Below are 20,028 nucleotides of genomic sequence, written 5' to 3'. Positions count from 1 at the left end.
TTAAGCTGCAATAACTGAATTAATCAACACCCAGGCCGCGCCGGTAGACACGAACTGGCCTAAATCATTAGCCGCATCAAGCGTGGCAAACGTGGCACCGCCTGCAATTGTTTCGGACGCGGCTGGATCGAGCGTCACTGCAAAAGCATCGGCTGAGGTCTTTTTTACAATCAACTTGGCGCCGGGCGGAATAGTTGCTACGCTGGGGATGTTGACCGTCTGCGCAGCGGTATTAGTTGCCAGCAAGGTCAAATCGCCGCTGCCGAAGTCGCCTACATTCAGGGTTTGTGCACCGGTTGCCGCCAGGGTTAAAGTACGCGGGCCTTCTTCGCTGAATTCTTCCAGATCGACATGCACGGTTGCTGTTGCGGCCAGCTCTGCTTTGTCTGCATAGCCGATAAAGTAGGAGTTAAGCGCCGGGGCGTTAACGACCTCGTTGGCCGTTGCGTCCCACCAGAGTTTCTGACCTTGCACGACTGCATCGCTGGTGTTTTTAGCCAGGACAAAAACGCCTTCCTTTTTTACCGTACCGGTTGCGCCGATGGCGATATTAACCAAGGCAATGCCAATTTGCGCGTTACCGATAACGATTGGATCGCCACTTTTAATGATGGCACCGGTGCCATTGACGTAATCAATATTTTCACCGGAATGTTTAAAATTTATAGCCATGTTGTTGCCTACTATTCTGTTTCAACTGGTAAGTAAAATGTTAGGTTCAGCTAACGCCAAACCCAACCATATTAAGCGCCGGCGTTTTTGTATGCGCCACGGTAGTCGTTTAACCCCACACCATAATCAAGGCGCACTTTCCATTGCAGACCATCAACTTCAAAGCCTTGCTCGCTTTCTAAAAACGGTTCTTGCTCGCCATTCAGGAAGGCGACTTCGATAACGGGAGACTCGGCAGGATCGGCGAATACATACCATTCATTTCCAGAAATGCGCGGTGAGTCGATTACATCTCTAAACAATCCGCGCACCCTGTTAGGGCTTTGCAGCTTGTTTGCGGTATCAGGATCATATTGCGCTTCGTTGACAACACGGGCGCTGCCGCCTGCACCCATTCCGCCAAGCCATAACGCTGGGCGCAAATCCAGGAAGTCATTACCGCTTACGTCCATTTGTTTCGCCATTGCGACCCGCGCGGCCTCAATAGATGCAACAGAAACAACCGCCGCAGTGCCTGCAAGGTTGTCATGCGCTGCGTCGAATAAAGCAATGCCGTCAGACATAAGCGGGTTGCTGGCAAGCAGAGCATAGACATCAGCCTCTATAGTCCTGCGCGCGGCACGTCCCAGCATTTTCGATAGGCCGATAAAAGCGGACAAGTCGTCATTGATGATGGTTTGGCGACTGATATTGATCACGTTGCCTTTAGTGGTCGCAGTGATGGTTGATTTTTCTCCATCCGGGATCGATTTATTCTTGAACTCTGAGTTTTCGCCCAGCGCATCCAGATTGCCAAATGACCCTAAGCGGTAACGGTTGTGAGCGCGAAAATCTGTCACTGACCCGACGGAGCAAAAGCGGCTCCAGGTATCAGGCGCTGTTGCATAAGCTCCTTGCAAGGTCTTATGCATGGCGTTTTCAAGCAATACCGGGAAGTCGCTGGTGCTGGTGGTGAATGCACGTTTTACCATTTCCAGTTCACCCATACCTCTGGACGACACGCCTGCACGATCAAGGCACAACTTGGCGATTTCCGTCATACGCATGCCACGGAATTCGTTGCCAGCATCCATCTTATCGACACCGGCACGGCCACGGATGGCGTTAACGCCCGCTTCGATAAATTTGTCTTTTTCGTCGGTGGTTACTGATGCATCGCCGCGAGTTGCTTCTGAGTCAACTTTTTCAGACCATTTTTTAAGCATTTGCTCTTTTGCAACTTCAAAGCTATCGCCGCGCTCAATGAAACCATTAACAACAGCATCATCAGCACGGGACATCTGGGCAAATTTACGAATGTCCACCTGACGCTGACGCTCTTGCTTTGCTGCATCTGCACGGATAGCAGATTCATCGATTCTGGCTTCTGGTTTAACCGATACAGCCGGAGCGTTATCCGCCCGTGTTTCGGTCGTTTTTTCTTCGACTGTTTTAGGCATTGCCTTAACCTCTTTGTTAATAATTGTTACGGAACTTGTATTCCCTTCGCTGCGGATTTTTGCACCGCCTTCAATAGGGATTGGAACTATTGATATTTCTTTAGGCTCCCAGTCAGTTGCCAGATAAATGGGCAGTCCGCTTTGCGTTTCTGTTTGCGGCTGCTTTTCCATCTTGTATATCTTGTAGCCAACGCTGATATTTTTTAAAATTCCCGCTTTTACGTCCTTAAAAATGACTTCAACATCATCACGCTCGCTAAACCTGACCACGGCATGACCGACGCCATCTTTAATCCACGCCCTTTCAACTACACCAATCACGCCGCCAAGGCCATAATTGTTGTGATCTGCCAGCAGCGGCGCCGATCCAGAGTTAAGAAAATCCATGCGGACATCAGCCGGATTCATACTCAGCTCTTCTATCCAGTCGTCCCAGTCGTCAAATCTTCTGGATTGTGCTCCAGTTGACCAGGTAAGCTCTACCGTTCTCGCTGCTTCGTTTAGCGTTGCTGGGGCGAAATCTGCCCGCGTATGTAAATCAGGCAGCTGTCTTGTTTGTTTTGGCATCACTAGCCCCTATTGTTTGTATTTGTCCTAATCCGGCGACATTTCGTGGATCGCTGTCAAGAATCAGCCCCAACTGATCCAGATAATCGTTACTGAGTTTTATCTCCTCCATCGTGGCATGAAAATCGTAGCCCAATGACCTGATCGCCTCTGGCAACGGACAAAGCCCCGCCCTGACCATCGCAATAATCGGCGGAATCTCGCGGGCTGGATCGACCATCATTCTTGCTGGCGGAGTCCATTCTTGCGATAGGTCGGGAATGCCAGCATAATCAGAAAACCAGCGGGCAACACCGCCGCAGACGCGCGGAATAAACAACTGCCAGCGCCAGGCATCAATGCTGCGGCCAAATTCTTGCCAGCCCATGCGCGCGGATGAAAAATTAACCTCGGATAAATTTCCGGTTAATGACTCGAAAGTGATGCCAAGACCGGCAGCAACGCCGCGCTGCACCTCGACCGTATAAGGGCCGTAATCGTCAGCTTTTGGCGGGATGGTAAATTCTATGCGCCGGTTTGGCTTCATGGTGTACATGGAGCCGGGGGTTAATTCTGAAACGTCGCTGAACTCTTCTTCTGTCTCGGCGGGTTCGTCGGTATAGATGAATGCCGCGAACAGGTTGGCGAGTTTCTGGCGGTTTAAATAGGCATCCTCGTAAATGTCCAGCTCTCGCAAGCGGATCATTACCGGAGCAAGCCACGATACCCCGCGCTCTTGTCCTGGGCGGTCGCTGCGGAATAAATGGATGACTTCATAAGCCGGGACGCGGGAATAACCGAAGCTAAAAGTGCCGTAAAAACGGCCTGTTGCGCCGGGATGGGCTTTATACAACAGATAGGCAACACGCCGACCGATAGCATCGTATTCGATGCCGCGCTGGACATAGCCACCGTTTTGCAAAGGGCCGTCGGCGAACTCGTAAAGATAATCTGCTTCAAGCAGCTGCAATTGAAACGGTACAGCCAACCCGTCAGAGGCAAGGCGAGGTCGCAGCCGGATAAAGCATTCGCCGGACTCAACCATCGCCCGCATAGCTAACTGCTGGATGCCGTAGAAGTCGGTCAGCCCATAGGCGTCGCACTGGGTTGATTCGGCCCAAGCCTTCCACAAATCCTGAGCGCGTTTGGTGTTGGCCTTAGTTTTTGCTTTCCACTGCGCCAGGATGCCGTAGCCGACCACGTTGTTAGTGATGACGGACACGCCCTTATTCGCCCACGGGTTGTTGCGAACTAAATCGCGCGCCCGGTTGCGGATAATGGAGGGATTTGAAATTGCCGAATTGGCGTCTGTTGCTGGCGTTAGCCAGTTGCTGGTGCGCGTAGTTTTGCTGGCGGCATCGTAGCGGCGTTTAAAAGGGACGACGTTGGTCATAGCCCCTTCCCTGTCGGAATATTGATAATGCGCGCTCTTGCAGTGGCAGGTGTTGCCACGCCCAACTCTGAACGCATAGTATTACGCAACCGTTCCATCTCAGCGAGAGAATGATAGGTGATGCGCCGCTCGCCGAATTGCACGGACAAAGCGCCCTGTGCGATTGCGGTTTCTAATGCGTTGAGTTGAGTTTGTGTGTATGCCATGGTGCTATCATGGCTGATATGTTGTGACAAAAACTAGGCAGAAAATGTCACTTTTTAAAAAAGTCTATAGGGTTGATTACCTAGTTAAGACATTGGGCAACGAAAAGCTGCTGCCCAACCTGGGAACTTACTAATCAATATCTGGCGCTTTAATGATTTCACCGTCATCAAACGCAATTGCTTCCGGCTCAAAAATAGCTGTCATTGAACTAAGCTCTGTTCTTGCAATTTTCTCAACATCCCCAGCAAGGAACGGATTAATCTTCCATCCAATGCCGGTTGTAGTGTTTAGAGTTTTTCCAGCCGCTACCGGTTCGTTAATATCAACATATAATTCCCCTATCTGATCTCCTGTAGCGTCTTTAAATACAGCTATTCCTTTGATTTGCTGGATAGCCTTAGTTGATTTATTTTCGATTACATATCTTAATGAGAGCATCTCACCAAAACGCTTTACCGAAAAATCCTCTGGCAGCACTTTCTTTTCAATAATAGTAACAACGGCACTCGACGAAATTTTATCAGCAATAATCTGGCGCTCAGCGACTATCTTTGCCCTTAGCGCTTCAGCTTCAGCCTCTCTCTTTTTCGCCTCTACTTCTCGGGCTTGCATTTTTTCTTTCCAGGCTTGCGCATCCGCAAGGACTTCACCGATCGTCATGCCGGTAACAGCTTTTGCTTGTCCGCCAAATAAATTACCTATTGCGTTTGCCGTGAGATACGCAGCTAAAAGCGTCCTTTCTTCCTCGGGCAATTTCTTGATCTGCTCCCCTTGATCTGCAAGTTGCTTTAAAGGCTCAGGGCCTAAAACAATATCTTTAGGATCGCTACACCCGAACAGTAAAAGCAACACAGCCGCCATCATTATTTTATTTTTCATATCACACCTCATTAGTTGACCCCTTACAATACCGTATATGCGTCGGTATGAATATTGGGAAAAAGCTTACAAGGTTTAAACAATACTGAGCAACAAAAAGACGCGGCCAGACCTGTAACACTCGGCGCTAGAGGTTTAGGTTAAGAAACCCCCATTTGCGTAAGCGCCATTTCCATTTCAGCAACGCAACCACCCAGCCAGTTGGTGTAATCAACATCATCAGGCGCTTTTAAACCGTCAATCATGAGCAGCGCTCTTGGCGCAGAGCCGCGCGATATTCTGACTCGCTTGCTGTATAGATCAGGATGACGAGCTAAAGCCGGAATAATGTGATTATCGCCCATGCGCAACGGGATATTTTTTCCATCTGCCCAGGCATGAAACAAGCGCAAGGCTTGTGTGCTTAAGCAGTGCGCATAAGGCGCAGCGATCACCATGCCAACGCCTTTCCAATCTTCAACGAAACGCTCCACCAAAACATCAAGGCTATTTGATGTTTTTTCACCATAGATGGCTGAATGATGGCCTACCTGACCGATCTGTTGTTGAACATAATCCGGCGTGATGCCGCATTCCAATAAGTAAGCTTGCGCCAGCGATCTTGACGTTTTTCGCAATGTGTCGAATTTTGCGGTATTGAGGCGCTGGAATGGCAGGTTGCCGGTGACTTCGTCAAGACCTGGGTTAGCCAAATCAGGGCTTAGGTAATAACCATGCTTTCTAATAGAAGGCAAAACTTCATGCGTTACCCAGCGCTTGAAGGTTTTTGCCTCTGGCTTGCTGCTACGGATAACTAGAGAGTAAAGTCCAGACTCATTAACACAGATATAATTGTTTGATTTAACTGGGATATACATATTTTGTATATCCTCATCATCAACATTTGTACGAATATCGCGAGCTGGATTCTGATAACCAAGAAATTCAGCTAATGGACTGGCAATAAACCAAGGCTCGCCTTCACTTTCTATAATTTCCAATGTGAAGGTGTAAAATTGAAATTGTTGCAATGCATTCGACATGGTACTACCTCTAAATAAGATTATGCTCTGAAAATGAAAAAACGCTTTTCTTGCCCAGGATAAAGTGATCAAGCGCCCGTATATCCAGCAATCCCAATGATTCTTTTAGCAAGCGGGTTATTTTTTCGTCTGCCGGGCTAGGTTCTGTAGCGCCTGACGGGTGATTATGAGCAAAGATGACCGCCCCGGCATTCAGTTGCAAAGCCCGCTTGACCACCTCTCGTGGGTAAACGCTGGCCCCGTCAATCGTGCCGCGAAACAAAACCTCATGAGAAATAACGCGGTTCCGGGTATCCAGGAAAACACAAACGAATACCTCGTGCTCCATATCTTGATAATGAACTTGTAGCCAGGTCTTGGCGTCGCCAGGGTTAACCAGTAATGTGCCAGGGCTAAAGCTGTTATCTAAAATAGACTTAGCGGCCTTGATGATTTGCTTATCGGTGAGAGGCTTTGAGGCGCGGTACTTGCCGCGTTCGTCGCAGACAAAGTGGGGTATTTTGGTTGTTTTTGCTGGGCGGATTTCGCCTGTAACTTGAGTGTTCATGATGTAACTCCAGAGCAGTAGCTTTAAACCACCAACCGAAGCGACCAAACTTAGGGTGGTGGATGATGTATCGGGTTGGTCGACCGGGCTCTGGGTCCGGCAGGCTTCGCAGCCTCCCAATACACCACCCACCATAACTGTGAGGGCATAAAAAAAGCCACGAACCTGACGGCGCGAAGCTTCTGCGCCAGAACCATACGGGCGACCAAACCCGCCTGCCCAATAAGGGGCAGTACGAGCAAGGATAAGGCCGTTTTCGTTATGAGTCAATAGGTTCATGGCTGTGCGGGGCTTATCTTCTTAGTCCAAAATTCTATAGACGGTTCTTGGCGATAGCCGGTAACGCCTAGCCAGCTGCTCAACCGTAGCGCCGGAATCGTGCAGGTCTTTTATTTCCTGATTGCGCTTATCATAATCATTAGCCGGCATGGTTAAGCGTTCGCCGCCAAAGTTTGTGATCAGTGCATAAACCACGTCGCTGGCCTTTTGGTCATCACCCACCACGCTGGCAACCACGCGGCGCATCTCTTGAATTATTCCGGTCATAATAGTTGGCTATTCCGTTTAGGTTTTTTGGTTATGGGTGCTTTGGGCAATACCGGCAATAGCGGTTGCCGGGCGGCTTTTGCCGCCTGGTCTTGCAATCGCCTATATTCATCGCTCGACACCGTCGCCAGTTTTGTGCCCAATTCATCCCACTTAGCAGCGGTATGCAGGTGCAGCCGCAATTCATGGTGATGAGCGGCGGCGTAGGCGTAAACCAGCGTGTCCAGCGATTCGTTACGTGCGCCTCGCTTGGTCTCGAAGCGGTTGGTGCGTGGGTTAAAGGTTTCCGAGACAATGCCGGTGAAGTATTCGCGCGGCAAATCTTCGGAAAAATGCAGCAGCCGGGAGGCGTTGTCTTTATCGCCGTCGGTGCTCATGCGGCCGAACAGGACGTTTTTAACCGCTACGGTGCCGACGTGCTGGATCATGACACCGCGTTTGTTGTATTGGCCTTTCCAGTTGACATCTTGGGCTTTGGGCCGGGACAGTACCGGGGCGTTGTTGGGTACAGCGCCGAAGATGACCATCGGGCGGCGGATCATGCGGCGGCGCACGAAGTCTTTGACGGCTTCGGTGCGGTGTCCGCCTGCGTCAATGGCGGTGGCTTGGATCGGCAGGGCGTGGCCGTTGATGTGTTCGATTGGGCGGTTGAGCAGGTCGGTTAAAGCTATCCAAACGGCATCATCGGCGGGATCACCCATCAGTTCGATGTAGTCCAGCACCCAGCAAGCCATACCCTTGCCCCAGCCGACAATTTGCACAGCCAGGCGGTTGTCTTGGGTATCGACTCCGGCGGTAACGGCGCAAACGCCAAGCGGGGCGACACGCAGGCGGTAGGGTTCGGCGCGGTCGGCGATGACGTTGAGCTTGACCGAGCGCATGGAGGGATCTTCCCAGGCTTCGGCCAAGCGGCTATTGATGAAGGTTTTTAGTTTGGCCGGGTCGTTGATGCATTTTAAAAACATCTTTACCAGGGATTTCCAGCTTGGGCCCAGGCCTATCTGATAATACAGGCAGTTGATGGTATAGCCGCGCACTTTTGACTCGGGGTTTTGCGGTACCCAGCGACCCGCTTTGATCATATCGGTTTTTTGATACTCTTCAATCTCGCAGGCGCATTCCGGGCAGACGTAGCGGACACGGTCGCCGCCTTTATCCCAGTGCAGTCCGGACCATTCGAAAGTGATCATGTCGCCGCAATGCGGACAAGGCATGTGGTATTTACGCTGATCGGATTCTTGATACGCTTCGTCTGTCCGGCAAATGCCTTTTATCCCCGGCGAGGAGATATAGAGTTTTTTGTAGGTGGATGGGTACGATGAGCAGCGATCCTCCAACATTTGCATAGGATCATCAAGGCCGAGCTGATTAGCGACTGCCGTTAATTCGTCGACCGCGATAAAGCGGGTACTGACCATCTTCAGGTTTGACGGCGTTGCGGCATGGCCGAGCCGCAATGAGCCGCCGATGAAGGATTTGAATTCTTTGGTGTTGCGCGAGTTCCGGCTGGACTGTGTTTTGAATGCGCCGGCAACGGTGGGGTTGCATTCGATTAACGGGTCCAGTTTGTCGTCGCTGAAAATATCTAACAGTTTTTCGGTCGGGAAAACCACCAATAAGCCGCCGTAGCCGTTGACGATGATGTAGGAGAGCCAATTCAGCAAAACTGCTGTTTTGCCGAATTGTACGGGGAACATCATAACAACGTCTTGGATCGGCGAGCGAATGCTGAGGCAGTCCATCGGCTCCTGGAGCGGCGGATTTCTGCTGGTGCGCCAGCGCCCGGCCTCGTTGTTGTTTGCCGCCGAGAGTTGGATGTTTTGATCGGAAAACTCGGACACGGTTTGCTTTTTGCGCGGGGCATAGGCTCGGGCGCGGGCGGCGTTGATGATGAGGGCGGCGTCTGGGTATTTTGTTGCCAGCATAGCTGCCTCTAATTTTTAGCTGCGAATGAATCAGTTATTGGGTTTTCAGTCGTTCTTGAGGCGCATGGAATATCCCCACCTCCTTTGTAATAGGGCTTACGATCTACCGAACAACCTAAAGCGAACTCAAGCGCCTGATAGTCCAGATCACCCCACATTTCATCACCCGGCCATGTACCTGTGAACAATTTGGCTAACGCTATTGATACTTGTGTGCGCGTAATTTCGTTATTATTCGAGGTGTTCATAGCTGTTCTTTCTCCTTACCTAGATCATAAAAACTGCGCGACAAGTCGCCGAGCAGGGATTCTATGTGATCCATCAGCATGGACCGGATTCTTTGTTCGTCGGTTTCAGCGGCCAATTGCGGGGCCAGGATGTCGGGCAGTGATTCCAGCCGGTTGCGGATGATGGTGTCGCCGTCGGCTACGGCCAGTCTGACTTCGTCGGCTACCAGTAATTGACCACGACGGGTTTGTAGTTCGATTTCGGTTAGTTCGGCGTTGGCTTCTTCGCGGCGGGCTTTGGCTGATTGGAAGCGGCTGCCGGTGCCTGACACGGGTTGCGCCTTGTCTGTTTGGCCCTGCCCTTTTTGGCTGCGCTCTTGCTGATGACGCTTTGCTACGCCTTCTTTAGCCGGGTCTTTGGTGTCTTCTATGCGTTTAATGGAGGCTTCGACGTCGACTTTGCCATCTTCCATAACCAAGCGGTCGGCGTTTTTAAGCTGGGTTACGTGGCTGCGATTGACGCCGATGTGAGCGGCAAAAGCGGATTGGCTCATTAACATCCCGCCCCCTCAAATTGCTTACAGGCATTTGCATTAAATTTCGTAGTCCTTGGATAACCTGACGTTACGAAACAGTGACCGGATTTAGAGGCCGGATACATACGATGCCAGCTAACGCACTCTTCGCAAAAGTGGCCTTCATGGGGCAATGGCAGCTGATCTTCAATCGCCTCTACGTCGATAATTGAAAAATCCAGGGTAGCACCAGCCAGACCGCGTATTAAGCCGGCAGCGTGGAGCTGTTTGGCAAAGTCATGAAATTCAGGCGCTAAGGCTTTCATTTGCCGGTTAAACTCTCTTACGTTTTCTGTACCACAAACTATCTTTTTCATTTTTTTTAATAAAATAAAGGTTGTGCAGGGTGTGCAGGCGCGAGTGCAGGGTACGAAAAATCGCGAGGCGTTGGCGTTCGTGATCTGTGCAGGGTGTGCAGGGTGTGCAGGGTGCCTATATACGCGAGGGCGGTTTTATTTTTGGTGGTGGCGGTGGTTTGTTTCTCGCGTGTCACGTAAAGGGCGGTACTGCACACCCTGCACAGGCCACGCACGGCGCGGCTTTGACTCTGCACAATACCCTGCACAACTGCCTGCACACCCTGCACAATGTTAAGCATTACTCGCCTCCCTATAGCTATCGACTGATTTTTTGAAGTCGCTGATACAAAATCCCAGCCATCCTGTCTCTGAATTGCCGGGCGACATTTCTTCGGCGTTAGCGGGGATGATGATGGTTTTCGGGTTTTCGACCATTGATACTCCGATCATGAAACGCTTTCGTTCTTTTCTGACGCCGGGGCGCTTGGCTATGGCGTCGATGGCTTTGTTTTTGGGTGCGGCTCTGACGCCTTCTCGTCTGCACCAGTGGACGTATAGGGTGTAGACGTCTTCCGACAGCGCCGGAATAGGCGGGACGCCGCTGATTTCTTTGGTATTCCACTCGTCGTAAAAGCGAATAATGCTGTCTTTGCTCAGATCCTGAAGGTCTTGTTTAGCAGTGGTCATCAGCGGTTTGGTATGCGGGTTGAAGTCGCCCAGCGGTAGGTTGACCAGGTAATAATGCAGGGCTTCCGCACCGCCGTTGTCGATTTCCAGCGCTATTTCTTTGTAAAAGTCGGGGCCGAGCTTGGCGGGCGTCCAGATGACTTGGTGCCGCCGGTCGTCTTGGTCGAGGACGACCGGCATTCGCTCATTGGATAGGAAAACGAGGTTGACGTGGTTGGCTTCTTCGTAGGCGGCCATGTTTTTCGGATTGATGCGGATGCGGTCGCCGGTGATCAGTCCCTTGAGTTTGTTTTTGATGTGGTAAAGGTCGGATCGTGCCACCACTTCATCGGCAAGCATGAACAGTTTGCCGCCGAAACAGTCGTTGAATTTATCTTCAATGGCCGACTGGTCGATGATGCGGCCGTATTTGCCGTAGATGCCGAGGATGACGTCGAAAAATAGGTTTTTGCCGGTGCCTTGCGGGCCGTGAATGACGATGGTGGTTTTCATCTTTGCGCCGGGATGTTGCAGCGGGTAGGCCAGCCAGCGCAGTACCCAGTTGTAAACGGCGTCGCTGTGTTTTTCTTCGGCGCACATGTACATGAGCAGGTCTAGCAGGCGCTCGCAGTTACCCTCAATCGGCGTGGTCGGGAAGCCGTCCCAGACGTTACAGGTGATGTTTTTGTCTTTTCCGGTGGGATCGAAGCCGACTTCGTCGGGGCGGACAATGCGCCGCTGTTTGCTTTCTTGCCAGCGCTTGGGTATGTCTGAGTGAATGCAAGCCTGTTTGAAGTCGTTGAGGGCTATGCGCATATGCTCCTGTCCGTCGAATAGCATGCCGCCCATGCCGTAGACGAGTGAGAATCGCCCCAATGCATGGTCGTAGCAGTCGATGGGTTTTAGTGCGGCTTTCTTATCTTCCCCGCCCCCCTGTAGTTGCGCTTCCCGCGCTTTGACCGCGGCGGTGAATCCTGCTTGCTTAATGGCTTGCTCGATCTGAATCCTTACCAGGTGGAGCCCATCGGTCTGGTGTAGGTCGTTAAAGTCGGTCAGTTTGCCTTGGTTTCGGCAGTAGTGGTCGAACCGGGCGGCTTCGTCTTCAAATTTTGGCGATACTACACGACCATTGACGGCTAGTGCCGCCAGTTCTGCGTATTCTTTGCCGGCGTTTTTCTTGCCGTGTGGCTCGTTGCAGTGGGGACAGGTCGCTGATAGGTTGACTTGTACCGGTTTTTGGCAGTGTTTGCAGCGGGAAAAAGCATCGTCGTCGGCACAGATTAGGATCTGTGCTTCGCGGTAGTATTTTTTAAGCGCTTGGGCGACGGATGGCAGGTTCCCGGCATCGAAAGCGATCGCTACCGGGAAGCCGGTGGCTTCGTATAAGGTCGCACCGGTGGCGTAGCCTTCGGCAACCAGTATCAGGGTGGTTGGGCTGTCGATCAAGTGGTAGTGGGCTTTTTTGATTGCGCCCGCTGGCCAGTATTGTTTGTCTCGGCCATGTTTTTCGATCAGGTCTTTTTGCTTGACCTTGTCGAGGATGAATTGCAGGCCGTGGATGCGGCCCATTGTGTCCAGCATCGGCACGGCCAATGCGCCTTTTTCGGTGAATCTTACGCCGTGGGCGATGACGCCTTTGCGGTGCAGGTAGTCGCAGTCGCCGTCTGTTTCGAGTTTGCGCCAGGCGGCGCTGGCTTTGGCGGCGGATTGTTCGGCTTTGCGTTTTTGCTCTGCATCCGCCCGCTTTTTATCATCGGCGATACGCTGCTTGATGGCGGCTTTTTGGTCGGCGCTGAGGTCGTTTCGGGTGATTTCTATCTTTTGTGCGTTGTTGTCCGCACCCTGCCAGATGCCATACGAGCCGATAAAGACGATGTCGCCGCCTGATAGGGTAATTTCATGCAGGATATACCAGCCGCGTTTCTCTCGATCGCCCTCAACCCGGCAGCGGATCATGCGCCCGGTCGTCAGTCGGTCTACTTGGAGACCGAACCCAATCAGCTGCAATCTTACATCATCGTAATTAGACGCCATTGTTTAGTAACTCACAACGCCACTACCTACACCAAAAACGAGGCCATTCATACCCGCAGGGGAGGATGCTAGGAAGTACCTTTTACCTGGCTGCTGACTGTTAATCGCTAACTTAACAAGTGATAGCACTTGCTTTAAAAACGCTTTACCCACTAAGGGGGAGCGGGGGCAAGCTATATGGCTCGGCTTGAGTAAGGGTGATACTTTCATCAGTCAACCGCCCTAAGATCAACACCAACGACGGGCGGCTGTCCAACGGCCCTAGATACATGAGCCTTCATCGCAAACAAAACAGCAATCGCCTCATCGACCTGAAGCATAAACTCGGGGGCCTTGTCCTTATCCCTACTATCGATCACCCCATCCTCCAGCAGAGTAGCACCTGCAATCAGCACATCACCAACCTCCTTGGCTACACTACCCAAAAACACACCATCATCAGACGGATAACCACTCGGCATGGGGAAGGTAACCATCCCCTGCCACGCAGCCAGCTCAATTTGCAAACGAAAACGAAGATCAGGCGGGAAAGCAGCGATGACCGATCCCAACAGATCAATAGACAAAGGCTTTAAAATATTATCTCCCAGCCATCGGTTTAACTGCGCCGCGTCACGCGTCATACGCGCATAAGCATCTGGCGCTTGGCTCCACTCAATAGCCCTTGATTGCGGCAAATGCGTACGCTCGTAATGCTCGCGCACTGTTGTGGCAAACGTCCCGTCAGTCACGCCCGTCTCCCGCTTATAAGTGTCGATGTACTTATTCAACAACTGCGTCGCCGAACAATGTTGCTGTTGCGTTTCGTTACGCATGCTATATCCCCTCAACCTCATTAAAATTTAACCGACTGCTATGATTAAGCATTTAACCAACCCTTAAACAAAGCCCATGACCGAGCCCGAAACCACAACACCGCTAACCATCGAAGACAGACTCCTAATCCAGGAATTCCTAATGCGCGCCGTAATCTGGGGGCCATATCTGGATGACCCTGCACACCGCCGCAATATTGCCGCCTGCTTAAATACAGAGATCGAAGCCGTTGAGCGGCATCAATCTCTCCCAGCGCATCTAGTAGCCGCACTAAAGCACCAAGCTGATTGTCTGGCAGATATTGATGCAATCCCGGATCGACTAAAGAGCTTAAAGCCGATCTTAAGGCCGTGACTGCCGACTGGCGGCATGCTTGACAATGATCAGCCTGAATCACCCTAATACTGACGTAAATATCCCGCATAGAAATCCGGTATTTTTGCATCAGCTCCCGGTGATTCATGCCGTTGAATTCTTGGGCGACCGCCTGCTTAATGGCGTCATCAATGTTATTGGAGGTATTAGCTTGCATCAGTAGCTACTTAAATAAAGACCCATTACAAAAACCTCAGCCACCCTAAAAACGAGCGACCAAGCCAAATAGCAAAACAATGAAACAACTACTATCCTTTTTAACGTCCACCCCTTCTTACAACCAGGCGGATAATAAAAAATTGCTCTTTTGCCAAAGATCAAACCAGCGACCTCATTACATGACGTATAAGAAATGACCGCCCCACCTAACAACCCCTTAAACCTAAGACCTAGAAAAACCATGACCTACACCTATAAAACCCGTGCTTTGAATATGACCCCATCTAAAACACCTCCTGTACCATTACGTGATTTCGAGAGAATCTCACAATCAATTCTCGGAATCCTTATCGCAGAGAATGCGAACATAACAGCCAGTTGCTTATTTTTTGGAATCATCGGCGAATCAATCCTCAATCGACATTACAAGCTAAAAGCGAGAGCCGTTGTTGGCACTGCCGCCTTTAACCTTACCGGGGCAGAAGCCATTGCGTTTGCAACCCCGGAAGAAGATTTCGTCGCCATCGACAAAACCAACTTTCACTGCTGGGTTGAGGCGAATGGTTGGTTCCTTGATTTTTCCTCGTTGGTATTCCCTGAAATCGTTGCCTCCCTTGGGCACCAGCCGTGTCCACGACTGATGTTTCAAAAGCCATTGTCGAAATCCGCGCTGTCCCTGCTTGAACTTCAATCGCAAGGTGCGTTCTACTGTCTTCCTAACGACATGCTCACCCTCGAAAAGATTGCCGGTTTTCGATCCTTGCAGGCATACGTTGATCTCATCGACATATGCACCAATTGGTACAGAAAACCCTCGAAACCTATGGCTCAAATCGGCTTGGAAGACCAACATGGGAACGCGAAACCGGCGTTCCTTTCTTCCAAAAAATTCAAGGGGGTCTGGTGAACCGCTGGCGTAAATTATCGTGTTCATAGGTAAACTCACTTAAGTATTAGTATTTACACCGCGGCGGTCATCGGAGCGCATTCTGCCCGGATGCCTGAGCGGTATCTGTGTTTGATTGGGTTGATTCAACGCCTTCTTTTTTCAGGAAGGCGCCGCTATCTATGGACGGAGACCAAATGTCTGGGCGCAATTCTTGCTTAGAGACTTTGCCGTTGGTTATGTTATCTACGAGCACGGCCAGAGCTGGCGAACATTTTCGTTTGCCACTCTTAATCATGCTGATGTAGCTGGGACTGACCCCGATTGCATTAGCCGCTTCAACACGTCCGCCAAAAAATAAAATAAGTTTATCCATGGGCGAGACAATAACAGTTTGTTACTTGGCGGTCAAATGATTTTAAAAACTGATTGTTACTCGCGTATCGGTCATGCTGTAAGCATGACTGACAAAGAAGCACTACTTATTGAATTCTCCCATCGCTTCAGGCGATTAATGAATGAAAAAGGATGGGCACAGGATCGGCGTGAAGACGTAGGTAAACGCCTAGGAGTTACAGGTCCCGCAGTAACCTACTGGTGGAACGGTGATCGCTTGCCCACTATGAACCAAGCCATTGTTATATCCTCAGAAATGGGCTGCTGTGTAGAATGGCTACTGACCGGTAGAGGGCCAATGCGCCCCCGTCCAAGTGACATGGATTGCCTTGATATATCGGAATTGCCAGATGTAGAAAAGGCAATTTTTAAAGCGCATGTTGACACGCGCACTCAGCAAATCATTAGAGAGAAAAAAGGATCTTACGACGCCTTACCAAAAACATCAAAAGGGACGTGATGATGAACAAAAGAAAAAATAGCGCATCAACTACGGCGTAAGTAATCACCTACAGAGTTAAAAACTATAAACTTAAGCATAAGGAGCCATCATGGCCGAACAAAAGAGCAGCGCATCACAATTCATCTTTAGCATTATATGTGCTGCGGCAGCAGTCTGGTATTTTTGGGGAGGCGGCATTGAAAACCAAGCGGCGAGTAACATGCAAGAAATTACCAACCAGGTCGCTAATGATGCGGTGACACAATACGGAATCGCCAAGCGTAACGGAACAGCAATAGATATTTGCGTACAAGCGGGCATGGTTACAGCTGCCTACCTGCAAGCGAAGGATGAAGCCAATTATCAAAAATGGAAGCAAACACAACAAGCCGACTGCGATAGCGCGGGTATGCCGGGGTAAGTGAATGGACTTCGACAAAATCAACCAACAAAACCTTACAAGCCCAGCGAAACACCTACTTGATAGTACTGGTAGCCCAATGGACTCAGCAACCTTATTCAAGGCTTTAAGTATAGCTGGGCTAGTTGAGCAACTAACCTATCTATCCTCGACCGGCAGCGGTGAAATAAAAAAATACTGGGCCTTCACGCCATCAGGATTGAAATACGGCGTAAACCAATCAACTATGAGCCCAACAAAAACAGAACTTCGATTTTACGATACACATTTCAGCAATGTACTCATCGCCGCAGCAGAAGCGATTATTAGTCATGCGCGTAATTTATCCTAGAGCTACCAACTACCAATATTTGTACTTTTAACTCTAATGGAAGATCAAGATAGCCATTATCAGAGAATGTGCCGGCTGGATTTTAATGACGGCGCTTTTTTATCGAGATCAATTGATGATATTGACTTTAAATCCATTAAGCACTCATTTAAACCCAGAGCCAAAGGCTTTCAGTTACCGCGTATCGCCTTTTTAGGACTATATTCGCATTTATCCATGACTGACCAACGGCACATCTGCAAAGCCTTGGGTTTTGAGTATATTCCTGAGATAAAGTTCGGCATCACGGATGAAGATGCCATGAATAAGTTGACCGCAAAATGGCGTGATATTACAAAGGAATACACTAAATTGATCGTGATTGGCAACGCCTCGGACGAGGATATAACTGAGTTGCTGTATAAACGCTATATAGACCTAACAATACCCAAAGACCCACAAATAGAACAAAGGCCAAGAAGACCATTGCCAATTTTCATTGAACATAAAATCCCTATATTGTTTGAGTCTGAATTAATAAAAACACATCCAGATTACCCCCTACTAAGTAACTCTACCTCTTGGGGAAACTTAGTTTTTAACCCCGCAAATGGTAAATTTTCCAGGTAAGTCTACCCAATAAACAATATTAAGCAACAACCCTATACATAACCCCCGACACTTAATTAAACCTGCGCATGCAGGTTTTTTTGTGCCTTACAAAAAATAAATAACAATTTGTTATTGACTTCAAAGTAACAAGTTGTTATTGTGTGTTCCAGTCAAGTAGCCAAGTAGGCCAGGCAAAATCTTTTAGTTGCCCGACATTAAAAACAACAAAAAAAAGGGGGCCGACCATGACCACAACATTAGACAAAAACCAACAATCATTTGATCAATCATCTGCACTACTCCATCAGGCAAATAAGTTGCATTTCAAACTGATTCAGTTAGAGCTAAAGCACGAAGATGATGGACAGGAATTTTGCTGGCGCTTATCAAACCTCATACAACGCGCTTACGCCCGTTGTAATAGGCGGTTTGAGAAAGCCATGCAGTACGCAAACGAGATATTAAAAGCAGCACGCCCGAGTGCAACATAAGATTTACCAAGCAGCGGCCTCTACCTCGCCCTGGCAACAGGGCATTTTTTGAGACCACCGCTTAACCGAATTTCGACAGCGAGAAATCGCCGAGAAAGATGAGTTGCCGGACTCCAAAACCGGATAGACCGAGAGTGTAGCCGTCCCGAACAGGACCAGTCAATAAACCAGCGCACTGACATGCTGGAAAGACAAGCATCAACCGGTGTGGTTACCGGTGCAACCAGACGCCTCTCCCTGGGACAGTAAGGAGAGGCAACAATAGTGGGTACTGGATTTAAAAGGTTAAATTCAGAACGGCCAATGGCGGCCAATGGCCGGTTATCCATCAGTGCCCACTATTGTGCAGCGGTGTTGAAAGTAGAAACACATGGGAACGGGGATCATATCCCAAAAGCCTAGACGGGGCCGATGCTGGTCTTACCTATCCTTGACCGGACGGGAAGCTGCGATTTAAACAGTCCGTCGAGCCGGATTAACGCCCGGCCTGCACAGCATTAACAAATACGAGCAGCCCAACTCGTCTCAAGCCGGGCAAAGATGCGGAAACGCCAACAACATCAGTCGCACGGACGCGGCTTTAAACCCTTTAAACCACTGGATGCGCCCCATGCGCACCTTTTTAAAACCAACCGGAGAGCCACAATGGCAAAACCAACCTTAGACGAAACACTCGGCGAACTAGACGCCGGGATATTTGCCCAAAAAACCCACGAAGCCCTAAAGCAAGTAGCCATGGGCGTAATCGCCACAGGCAAAAAAGGCCAAGTCAGCATCACGCTCGACCTTGATCGGATCGGCGACAGCAGCAGCGTGCAAATAAAACATACGCTGAAATTTTCCAGGCCGACCAAAAACGGAAAAACCAGTGAGGAAAACACCACCTCAACCCCAATGTACGCCGACAACCTCGGCTATTTAACCATCAGCCCGCAAACACAAGACGATCTTTTTAAAGAGTCTGAAAAGCGCGGCAACGTAACCAAAATAGGCGGCTAACAATGTCAATGGACAAATCAGCAATAGAAGCAATCGCAGGTCTATCTGCGGCCAAAGCGGCGCAACATGAAATAAGCCAACACCCACCCATAACCGCTATCGTTATTCCAAAAGACTACTCGGTCGAAAATCTGGAACGGCTGTTGCCGAATCCTGATCAGTTTCGCGGAACATTCAGAACCGCCGTATTGTCCGAATTCGTCGGCTACATAGACGGAAATGCCACCTCGGATACTGGTGTATTTATCGATCAGAACAAAATGACGGCGGCGGCCATTATCGATATGGGCAGTCACGAAGCGCCCAACTGGGGCAAGCATAAAGCCAACGTAGCTCTGGATAGAACACCCGCCTATGCCGCGTTAATCCGCCTTCACGACGAACGGATGAACCAGCAAAGCTTTATCGATTTTGCCGAAGATTGGCAAGATAACGTGTCTTTTTACTACGGATCTAGCGATCAAAATATTGCAGATTTCAAATCCACCATCAGAACCTTGCGCAAACTAAAAACTTCCGCAACGAACACATCGGAAACCGAAGTCGGCAACTTTGCCGCAAATCGCTCCGCAATGGAGTCAATCGAAGTCACTGCCGGGGCAGAGCAACCGCCTGCCGGGTTTCTCTTCAAAACCATCCCCCACGACGGCTTTGAAAAAGTCGTTTTCGACTGCCAACTTCGTGCCATGCCAGACACAAAAGAAGTGTTTCTGAAATATCGCATCGTTCAGCTGGCGCAACATCAAGAAAAAATCGCCGAGCAATTCCGCGACAAGATCCAAAGCAGCATTACTGTTGATGGTATCAGCATCTATATCGGCAATATGGAGTATCAATCATAACTGGAACCTAACCATGGCGCAGAAATGCGCCATGCAACCCGGATATTTTTACATCACGAGGCGACACCATGAAAATATTCATGTTTGATCAAATCCATTTGCATCGCAGATACCTTGAGCAAGAGCAGTCAGAAAACAAACGAGAAAAAATAGAAACCTGGCTGTGCATAATAGGACTCACCGTTGTTATATCTGCATTAATAGCCACAGTTATCGATGTTGTTTGCGCTCCAGATAACTCGCAGTTCGATAATTCGGCGTACTTGCATGATCCCGGCGACCACAACAACCCGGAGCAATAA

The 20,028-nt window shown here is 49.8% G+C and carries 25 protein-coding genes; 9 read left to right on the top strand and 16 right to left on the bottom strand.

Annotated elements, in window-relative coordinates; genetic code table 11:
• From B0F88_RS04550 to B0F88_RS19165, 15 genes are all read right to left on the bottom strand, one after another.
• A complete protein-coding gene (locus B0F88_RS04550; protein ID WP_104422768.1) occupies positions 1-672 on the bottom strand; it encodes a DUF2190 family protein in 672 nt (223 codons plus the stop codon).
• A gap of 71 nt (positions 673-743) precedes the next feature.
• Positions 744-2,678 (bottom strand): prohead protease/major capsid protein fusion protein, encoded by a 1,935-nt coding sequence (locus tag B0F88_RS04545; RefSeq protein WP_146083315.1) that lies wholly within the window; start codon positions 2,676-2,678, stop codon positions 744-746.
• The gene (locus tag B0F88_RS04540) at positions 2,650-4,050 is read right to left on the bottom strand and encodes a phage portal protein (protein WP_104422766.1); all 1,401 of its coding nucleotides are present in this window, start codon (positions 4,048-4,050) and stop codon (positions 2,650-2,652) included. The genes B0F88_RS04545 and B0F88_RS04540 overlap by 29 nt, the downstream gene beginning before the upstream one ends.
• Complete coding sequence (locus B0F88_RS04535; protein ID WP_104422765.1) at positions 4,047-4,256, bottom strand: phage head-tail joining protein; 210 nt, start codon at positions 4,254-4,256, stop codon at positions 4,047-4,049. Before B0F88_RS04535 ends, B0F88_RS04540 begins: the two co-directional genes overlap by 4 nt.
• Positions 4,257-4,386: 130 nt before the next feature.
• Positions 4,387-5,136, bottom strand: coding sequence for a hypothetical protein (locus B0F88_RS04530; RefSeq protein ID WP_104422764.1), 750 nt, complete (start codon positions 5,134-5,136; stop codon positions 4,387-4,389).
• A gap of 140 nt (positions 5,137-5,276) precedes the next feature.
• Entirely contained in the window at positions 5,277-6,158 is an 882-nt protein-coding gene (locus tag B0F88_RS04525) for a BRO-N domain-containing protein (protein WP_104422763.1), read from the bottom strand.
• 10 nt (positions 6,159-6,168) lie between these two features.
• Positions 6,169-6,984, bottom strand: coding sequence for a RadC family protein (radC, locus tag B0F88_RS04520; protein WP_374953570.1), 816 nt, complete (start codon positions 6,982-6,984; stop codon positions 6,169-6,171).
• Between the two features lie 21 nt (positions 6,985-7,005).
• A complete protein-coding gene (locus B0F88_RS04515; RefSeq protein ID WP_104422761.1) occupies positions 7,006-7,251 on the bottom strand; it encodes a Mor transcription activator family protein in 246 nt (81 codons plus the stop codon).
• Positions 7,248-9,176, bottom strand: coding sequence for a phage terminase large subunit family protein (locus B0F88_RS04510; protein ID WP_104422760.1), 1,929 nt, complete (start codon positions 9,174-9,176; stop codon positions 7,248-7,250). Before B0F88_RS04510 ends, B0F88_RS04515 begins: the two co-directional genes overlap by 4 nt.
• An 8-nt stretch (positions 9,177-9,184) precedes the next feature.
• Positions 9,185-9,424, bottom strand: coding sequence for a hypothetical protein (locus tag B0F88_RS04505; protein ID WP_104422759.1), 240 nt, complete (start codon positions 9,422-9,424; stop codon positions 9,185-9,187).
• Positions 9,421-9,957 carry a terminase small subunit gene (locus B0F88_RS04500; RefSeq protein ID WP_104422758.1) on the bottom strand — a complete coding sequence of 179 codons (537 nt, stop codon included), beginning with the start codon at positions 9,955-9,957 and terminating at the stop codon, positions 9,421-9,423. The genes B0F88_RS04505 and B0F88_RS04500 overlap by 4 nt, the downstream gene beginning before the upstream one ends.
• Positions 9,957-10,295, bottom strand: coding sequence for a hypothetical protein (locus B0F88_RS04495; protein WP_104422757.1), 339 nt, complete (start codon positions 10,293-10,295; stop codon positions 9,957-9,959). The genes B0F88_RS04500 and B0F88_RS04495 overlap by 1 nt, the downstream gene beginning before the upstream one ends.
• Before the next feature lie 273 nt (positions 10,296-10,568).
• Entirely contained in the window at positions 10,569-12,977 is a 2,409-nt protein-coding gene (locus B0F88_RS04490) for a DUF5906 domain-containing protein (RefSeq protein ID WP_104422756.1), read from the bottom strand.
• A 209-nt stretch (positions 12,978-13,186) separates the two neighbouring features.
• Positions 13,187-13,792, bottom strand: a complete 606-nt coding sequence (locus B0F88_RS04480) for a hypothetical protein (RefSeq protein ID WP_104422754.1) — start codon at positions 13,790-13,792, stop codon at positions 13,187-13,189.
• 44 nt (positions 13,793-13,836) lie between these two features.
• Entirely contained in the window at positions 13,837-14,325 is a 489-nt protein-coding gene (locus B0F88_RS19165; RefSeq protein WP_146083314.1) for a hypothetical protein, read from the bottom strand.
• A gap of 243 nt (positions 14,326-14,568) precedes the next feature.
• Here B0F88_RS19165 and B0F88_RS04470 point away from each other — a divergent pair, with 243 nt between their 5' ends.
• Positions 14,569-15,234 (top strand): DUF2026 family protein, encoded by a 666-nt coding sequence (locus B0F88_RS04470; RefSeq protein ID WP_104422752.1) that lies wholly within the window; start codon positions 14,569-14,571, stop codon positions 15,232-15,234.
• A 67-nt stretch (positions 15,235-15,301) separates the two neighbouring features.
• Here B0F88_RS04470 and B0F88_RS04465 read toward each other — a convergent pair whose 3' ends face one another.
• On the bottom strand, positions 15,302-15,589 hold the full coding sequence (locus B0F88_RS04465) for a transcriptional regulator (protein ID WP_104422751.1): 288 nt from the start codon (positions 15,587-15,589) through the stop codon (positions 15,302-15,304).
• A gap of 36 nt (positions 15,590-15,625) precedes the next feature.
• Here B0F88_RS04465 and B0F88_RS04460 point away from each other — a divergent pair, with 36 nt between their 5' ends.
• The 8 genes from B0F88_RS04460 to B0F88_RS04425 all read left to right on the top strand — a co-directional run bounded on the left by B0F88_RS04460 (position 15,626) and on the right by B0F88_RS04425 (position 20,028).
• Entirely contained in the window at positions 15,626-16,069 is a 444-nt protein-coding gene (locus tag B0F88_RS04460; protein WP_104422750.1) for a helix-turn-helix domain-containing protein, read from the top strand.
• Between the two features lie 91 nt (positions 16,070-16,160).
• Entirely contained in the window at positions 16,161-16,472 is a 312-nt protein-coding gene (locus B0F88_RS04455; protein WP_104422749.1) for a hypothetical protein, read from the top strand.
• Positions 16,473-16,476: 4 nt separating this feature from the next.
• Positions 16,477-16,803 (top strand): hypothetical protein, encoded by a 327-nt coding sequence (locus B0F88_RS04450; protein WP_104422748.1) that lies wholly within the window; start codon positions 16,477-16,479, stop codon positions 16,801-16,803.
• A gap of 36 nt (positions 16,804-16,839) precedes the next feature.
• Entirely contained in the window at positions 16,840-17,412 is a 573-nt protein-coding gene (locus B0F88_RS04445) for a hypothetical protein (RefSeq protein WP_104422747.1), read from the top strand.
• Positions 17,413-17,639: 227 nt separating this feature from the next.
• The gene (locus B0F88_RS04440) at positions 17,640-17,885 is read left to right on the top strand and encodes a hypothetical protein (RefSeq protein ID WP_104422746.1); all 246 of its coding nucleotides are present in this window, start codon (positions 17,640-17,642) and stop codon (positions 17,883-17,885) included.
• Between the two features lie 645 nt (positions 17,886-18,530).
• The gene (locus B0F88_RS04435; RefSeq protein ID WP_146083312.1) at positions 18,531-18,884 is read left to right on the top strand and encodes a hypothetical protein; all 354 of its coding nucleotides are present in this window, start codon (positions 18,531-18,533) and stop codon (positions 18,882-18,884) included.
• A gap of 8 nt (positions 18,885-18,892) precedes the next feature.
• Positions 18,893-19,726 (top strand): DUF2303 family protein, encoded by an 834-nt coding sequence (locus B0F88_RS04430; RefSeq protein WP_181049834.1) that lies wholly within the window; start codon positions 18,893-18,895, stop codon positions 19,724-19,726.
• A 68-nt stretch (positions 19,727-19,794) separates the two neighbouring features.
• The gene (locus tag B0F88_RS04425) at positions 19,795-20,028 is read left to right on the top strand and encodes a hypothetical protein (RefSeq protein WP_104422743.1); all 234 of its coding nucleotides are present in this window, start codon (positions 19,795-19,797) and stop codon (positions 20,026-20,028) included.

The sequence above is a fragment of the Methylobacter tundripaludum genome, from assembly GCF_002934365.1.
In the GTDB taxonomy this organism is placed as follows: domain Bacteria; phylum Pseudomonadota; class Gammaproteobacteria; order Methylococcales; family Methylomonadaceae; genus Methylobacter_A; species Methylobacter_A tundripaludum_A.
The sequence above is the reverse complement of the archived record's forward strand: the minus strand, read 5'-3'. Positions and strand labels throughout refer to the sequence as shown.

What these genes read in the sequence shown, in the direction of transcription:
- B0F88_RS04550 (WP_104422768.1), bottom strand. Translation starts at nt 672, where the DNA reads ATGGCTATAAATTTTAAACATTCCGGTGAAAATATTGATTACGTCAAT.
- B0F88_RS04545 (WP_146083315.1), bottom strand. Translation starts at nt 2,678, where the DNA reads ATGCCAAAACAAACAAGACAGCTGCCTGATTTACATACGCGGGCAGAT.
- B0F88_RS04540 (WP_104422766.1), bottom strand. Translation starts at nt 4,050, where the DNA reads ATGACCAACGTCGTCCCTTTTAAACGCCGCTACGATGCCGCCAGCAAA.
- B0F88_RS04535 (WP_104422765.1), bottom strand. Translation starts at nt 4,256, where the DNA reads ATGGCATACACACAAACTCAACTCAACGCATTAGAAACCGCAATCGCA.
- B0F88_RS04530 (WP_104422764.1), bottom strand. Translation starts at nt 5,136, where the DNA reads ATGAAAAATAAAATAATGATGGCGGCTGTGTTGCTTTTACTGTTCGGG.
- B0F88_RS04525 (WP_104422763.1), bottom strand. Translation starts at nt 6,158, where the DNA reads ATGTCGAATGCATTGCAACAATTTCAATTTTACACCTTCACATTGGAA.
- radC (WP_374953570.1), bottom strand. Translation starts at nt 6,984, where the DNA reads ATGAACCTATTGACTCATAACGAAAACGGCCTTATCCTTGCTCGTACT.
- B0F88_RS04515 (WP_104422761.1), bottom strand. Translation starts at nt 7,251, where the DNA reads ATGACCGGAATAATTCAAGAGATGCGCCGCGTGGTTGCCAGCGTGGTG.
- B0F88_RS04510 (WP_104422760.1), bottom strand. Translation starts at nt 9,176, where the DNA reads ATGCTGGCAACAAAATACCCAGACGCCGCCCTCATCATCAACGCCGCC.
- B0F88_RS04505 (WP_104422759.1), bottom strand. Translation starts at nt 9,424, where the DNA reads ATGAACACCTCGAATAATAACGAAATTACGCGCACACAAGTATCAATA.
- B0F88_RS04500 (WP_104422758.1), bottom strand. Translation starts at nt 9,957, where the DNA reads ATGAGCCAATCCGCTTTTGCCGCTCACATCGGCGTCAATCGCAGCCAC.
- B0F88_RS04495 (WP_104422757.1), bottom strand. Translation starts at nt 10,295, where the DNA reads ATGAAAAAGATAGTTTGTGGTACAGAAAACGTAAGAGAGTTTAACCGG.
- B0F88_RS04490 (WP_104422756.1), bottom strand. Translation starts at nt 12,977, where the DNA reads ATGGCGTCTAATTACGATGATGTAAGATTGCAGCTGATTGGGTTCGGT.
- B0F88_RS04480 (WP_104422754.1), bottom strand. Translation starts at nt 13,792, where the DNA reads ATGCGTAACGAAACGCAACAGCAACATTGTTCGGCGACGCAGTTGTTG.
- B0F88_RS19165 (WP_146083314.1), bottom strand. Translation starts at nt 14,325, where the DNA reads ATGCAAGCTAATACCTCCAATAACATTGATGACGCCATTAAGCAGGCG.
- B0F88_RS04470 (WP_104422752.1), top strand. Translation starts at nt 14,569, where the DNA reads ATGACCTACACCTATAAAACCCGTGCTTTGAATATGACCCCATCTAAA.
- B0F88_RS04465 (WP_104422751.1), bottom strand. Translation starts at nt 15,589, where the DNA reads ATGGATAAACTTATTTTATTTTTTGGCGGACGTGTTGAAGCGGCTAAT.
- B0F88_RS04460 (WP_104422750.1), top strand. Translation starts at nt 15,626, where the DNA reads ATGATTTTAAAAACTGATTGTTACTCGCGTATCGGTCATGCTGTAAGC.
- B0F88_RS04455 (WP_104422749.1), top strand. Translation starts at nt 16,161, where the DNA reads ATGGCCGAACAAAAGAGCAGCGCATCACAATTCATCTTTAGCATTATA.
- B0F88_RS04450 (WP_104422748.1), top strand. Translation starts at nt 16,477, where the DNA reads ATGGACTTCGACAAAATCAACCAACAAAACCTTACAAGCCCAGCGAAA.
- B0F88_RS04445 (WP_104422747.1), top strand. Translation starts at nt 16,840, where the DNA reads ATGGAAGATCAAGATAGCCATTATCAGAGAATGTGCCGGCTGGATTTT.
- B0F88_RS04440 (WP_104422746.1), top strand. Translation starts at nt 17,640, where the DNA reads ATGACCACAACATTAGACAAAAACCAACAATCATTTGATCAATCATCT.
- B0F88_RS04435 (WP_146083312.1), top strand. Translation starts at nt 18,531, where the DNA reads ATGGCAAAACCAACCTTAGACGAAACACTCGGCGAACTAGACGCCGGG.
- B0F88_RS04430 (WP_181049834.1), top strand. Translation starts at nt 18,893, where the DNA reads ATGGACAAATCAGCAATAGAAGCAATCGCAGGTCTATCTGCGGCCAAA.
- B0F88_RS04425 (WP_104422743.1), top strand. Translation starts at nt 19,795, where the DNA reads ATGAAAATATTCATGTTTGATCAAATCCATTTGCATCGCAGATACCTT.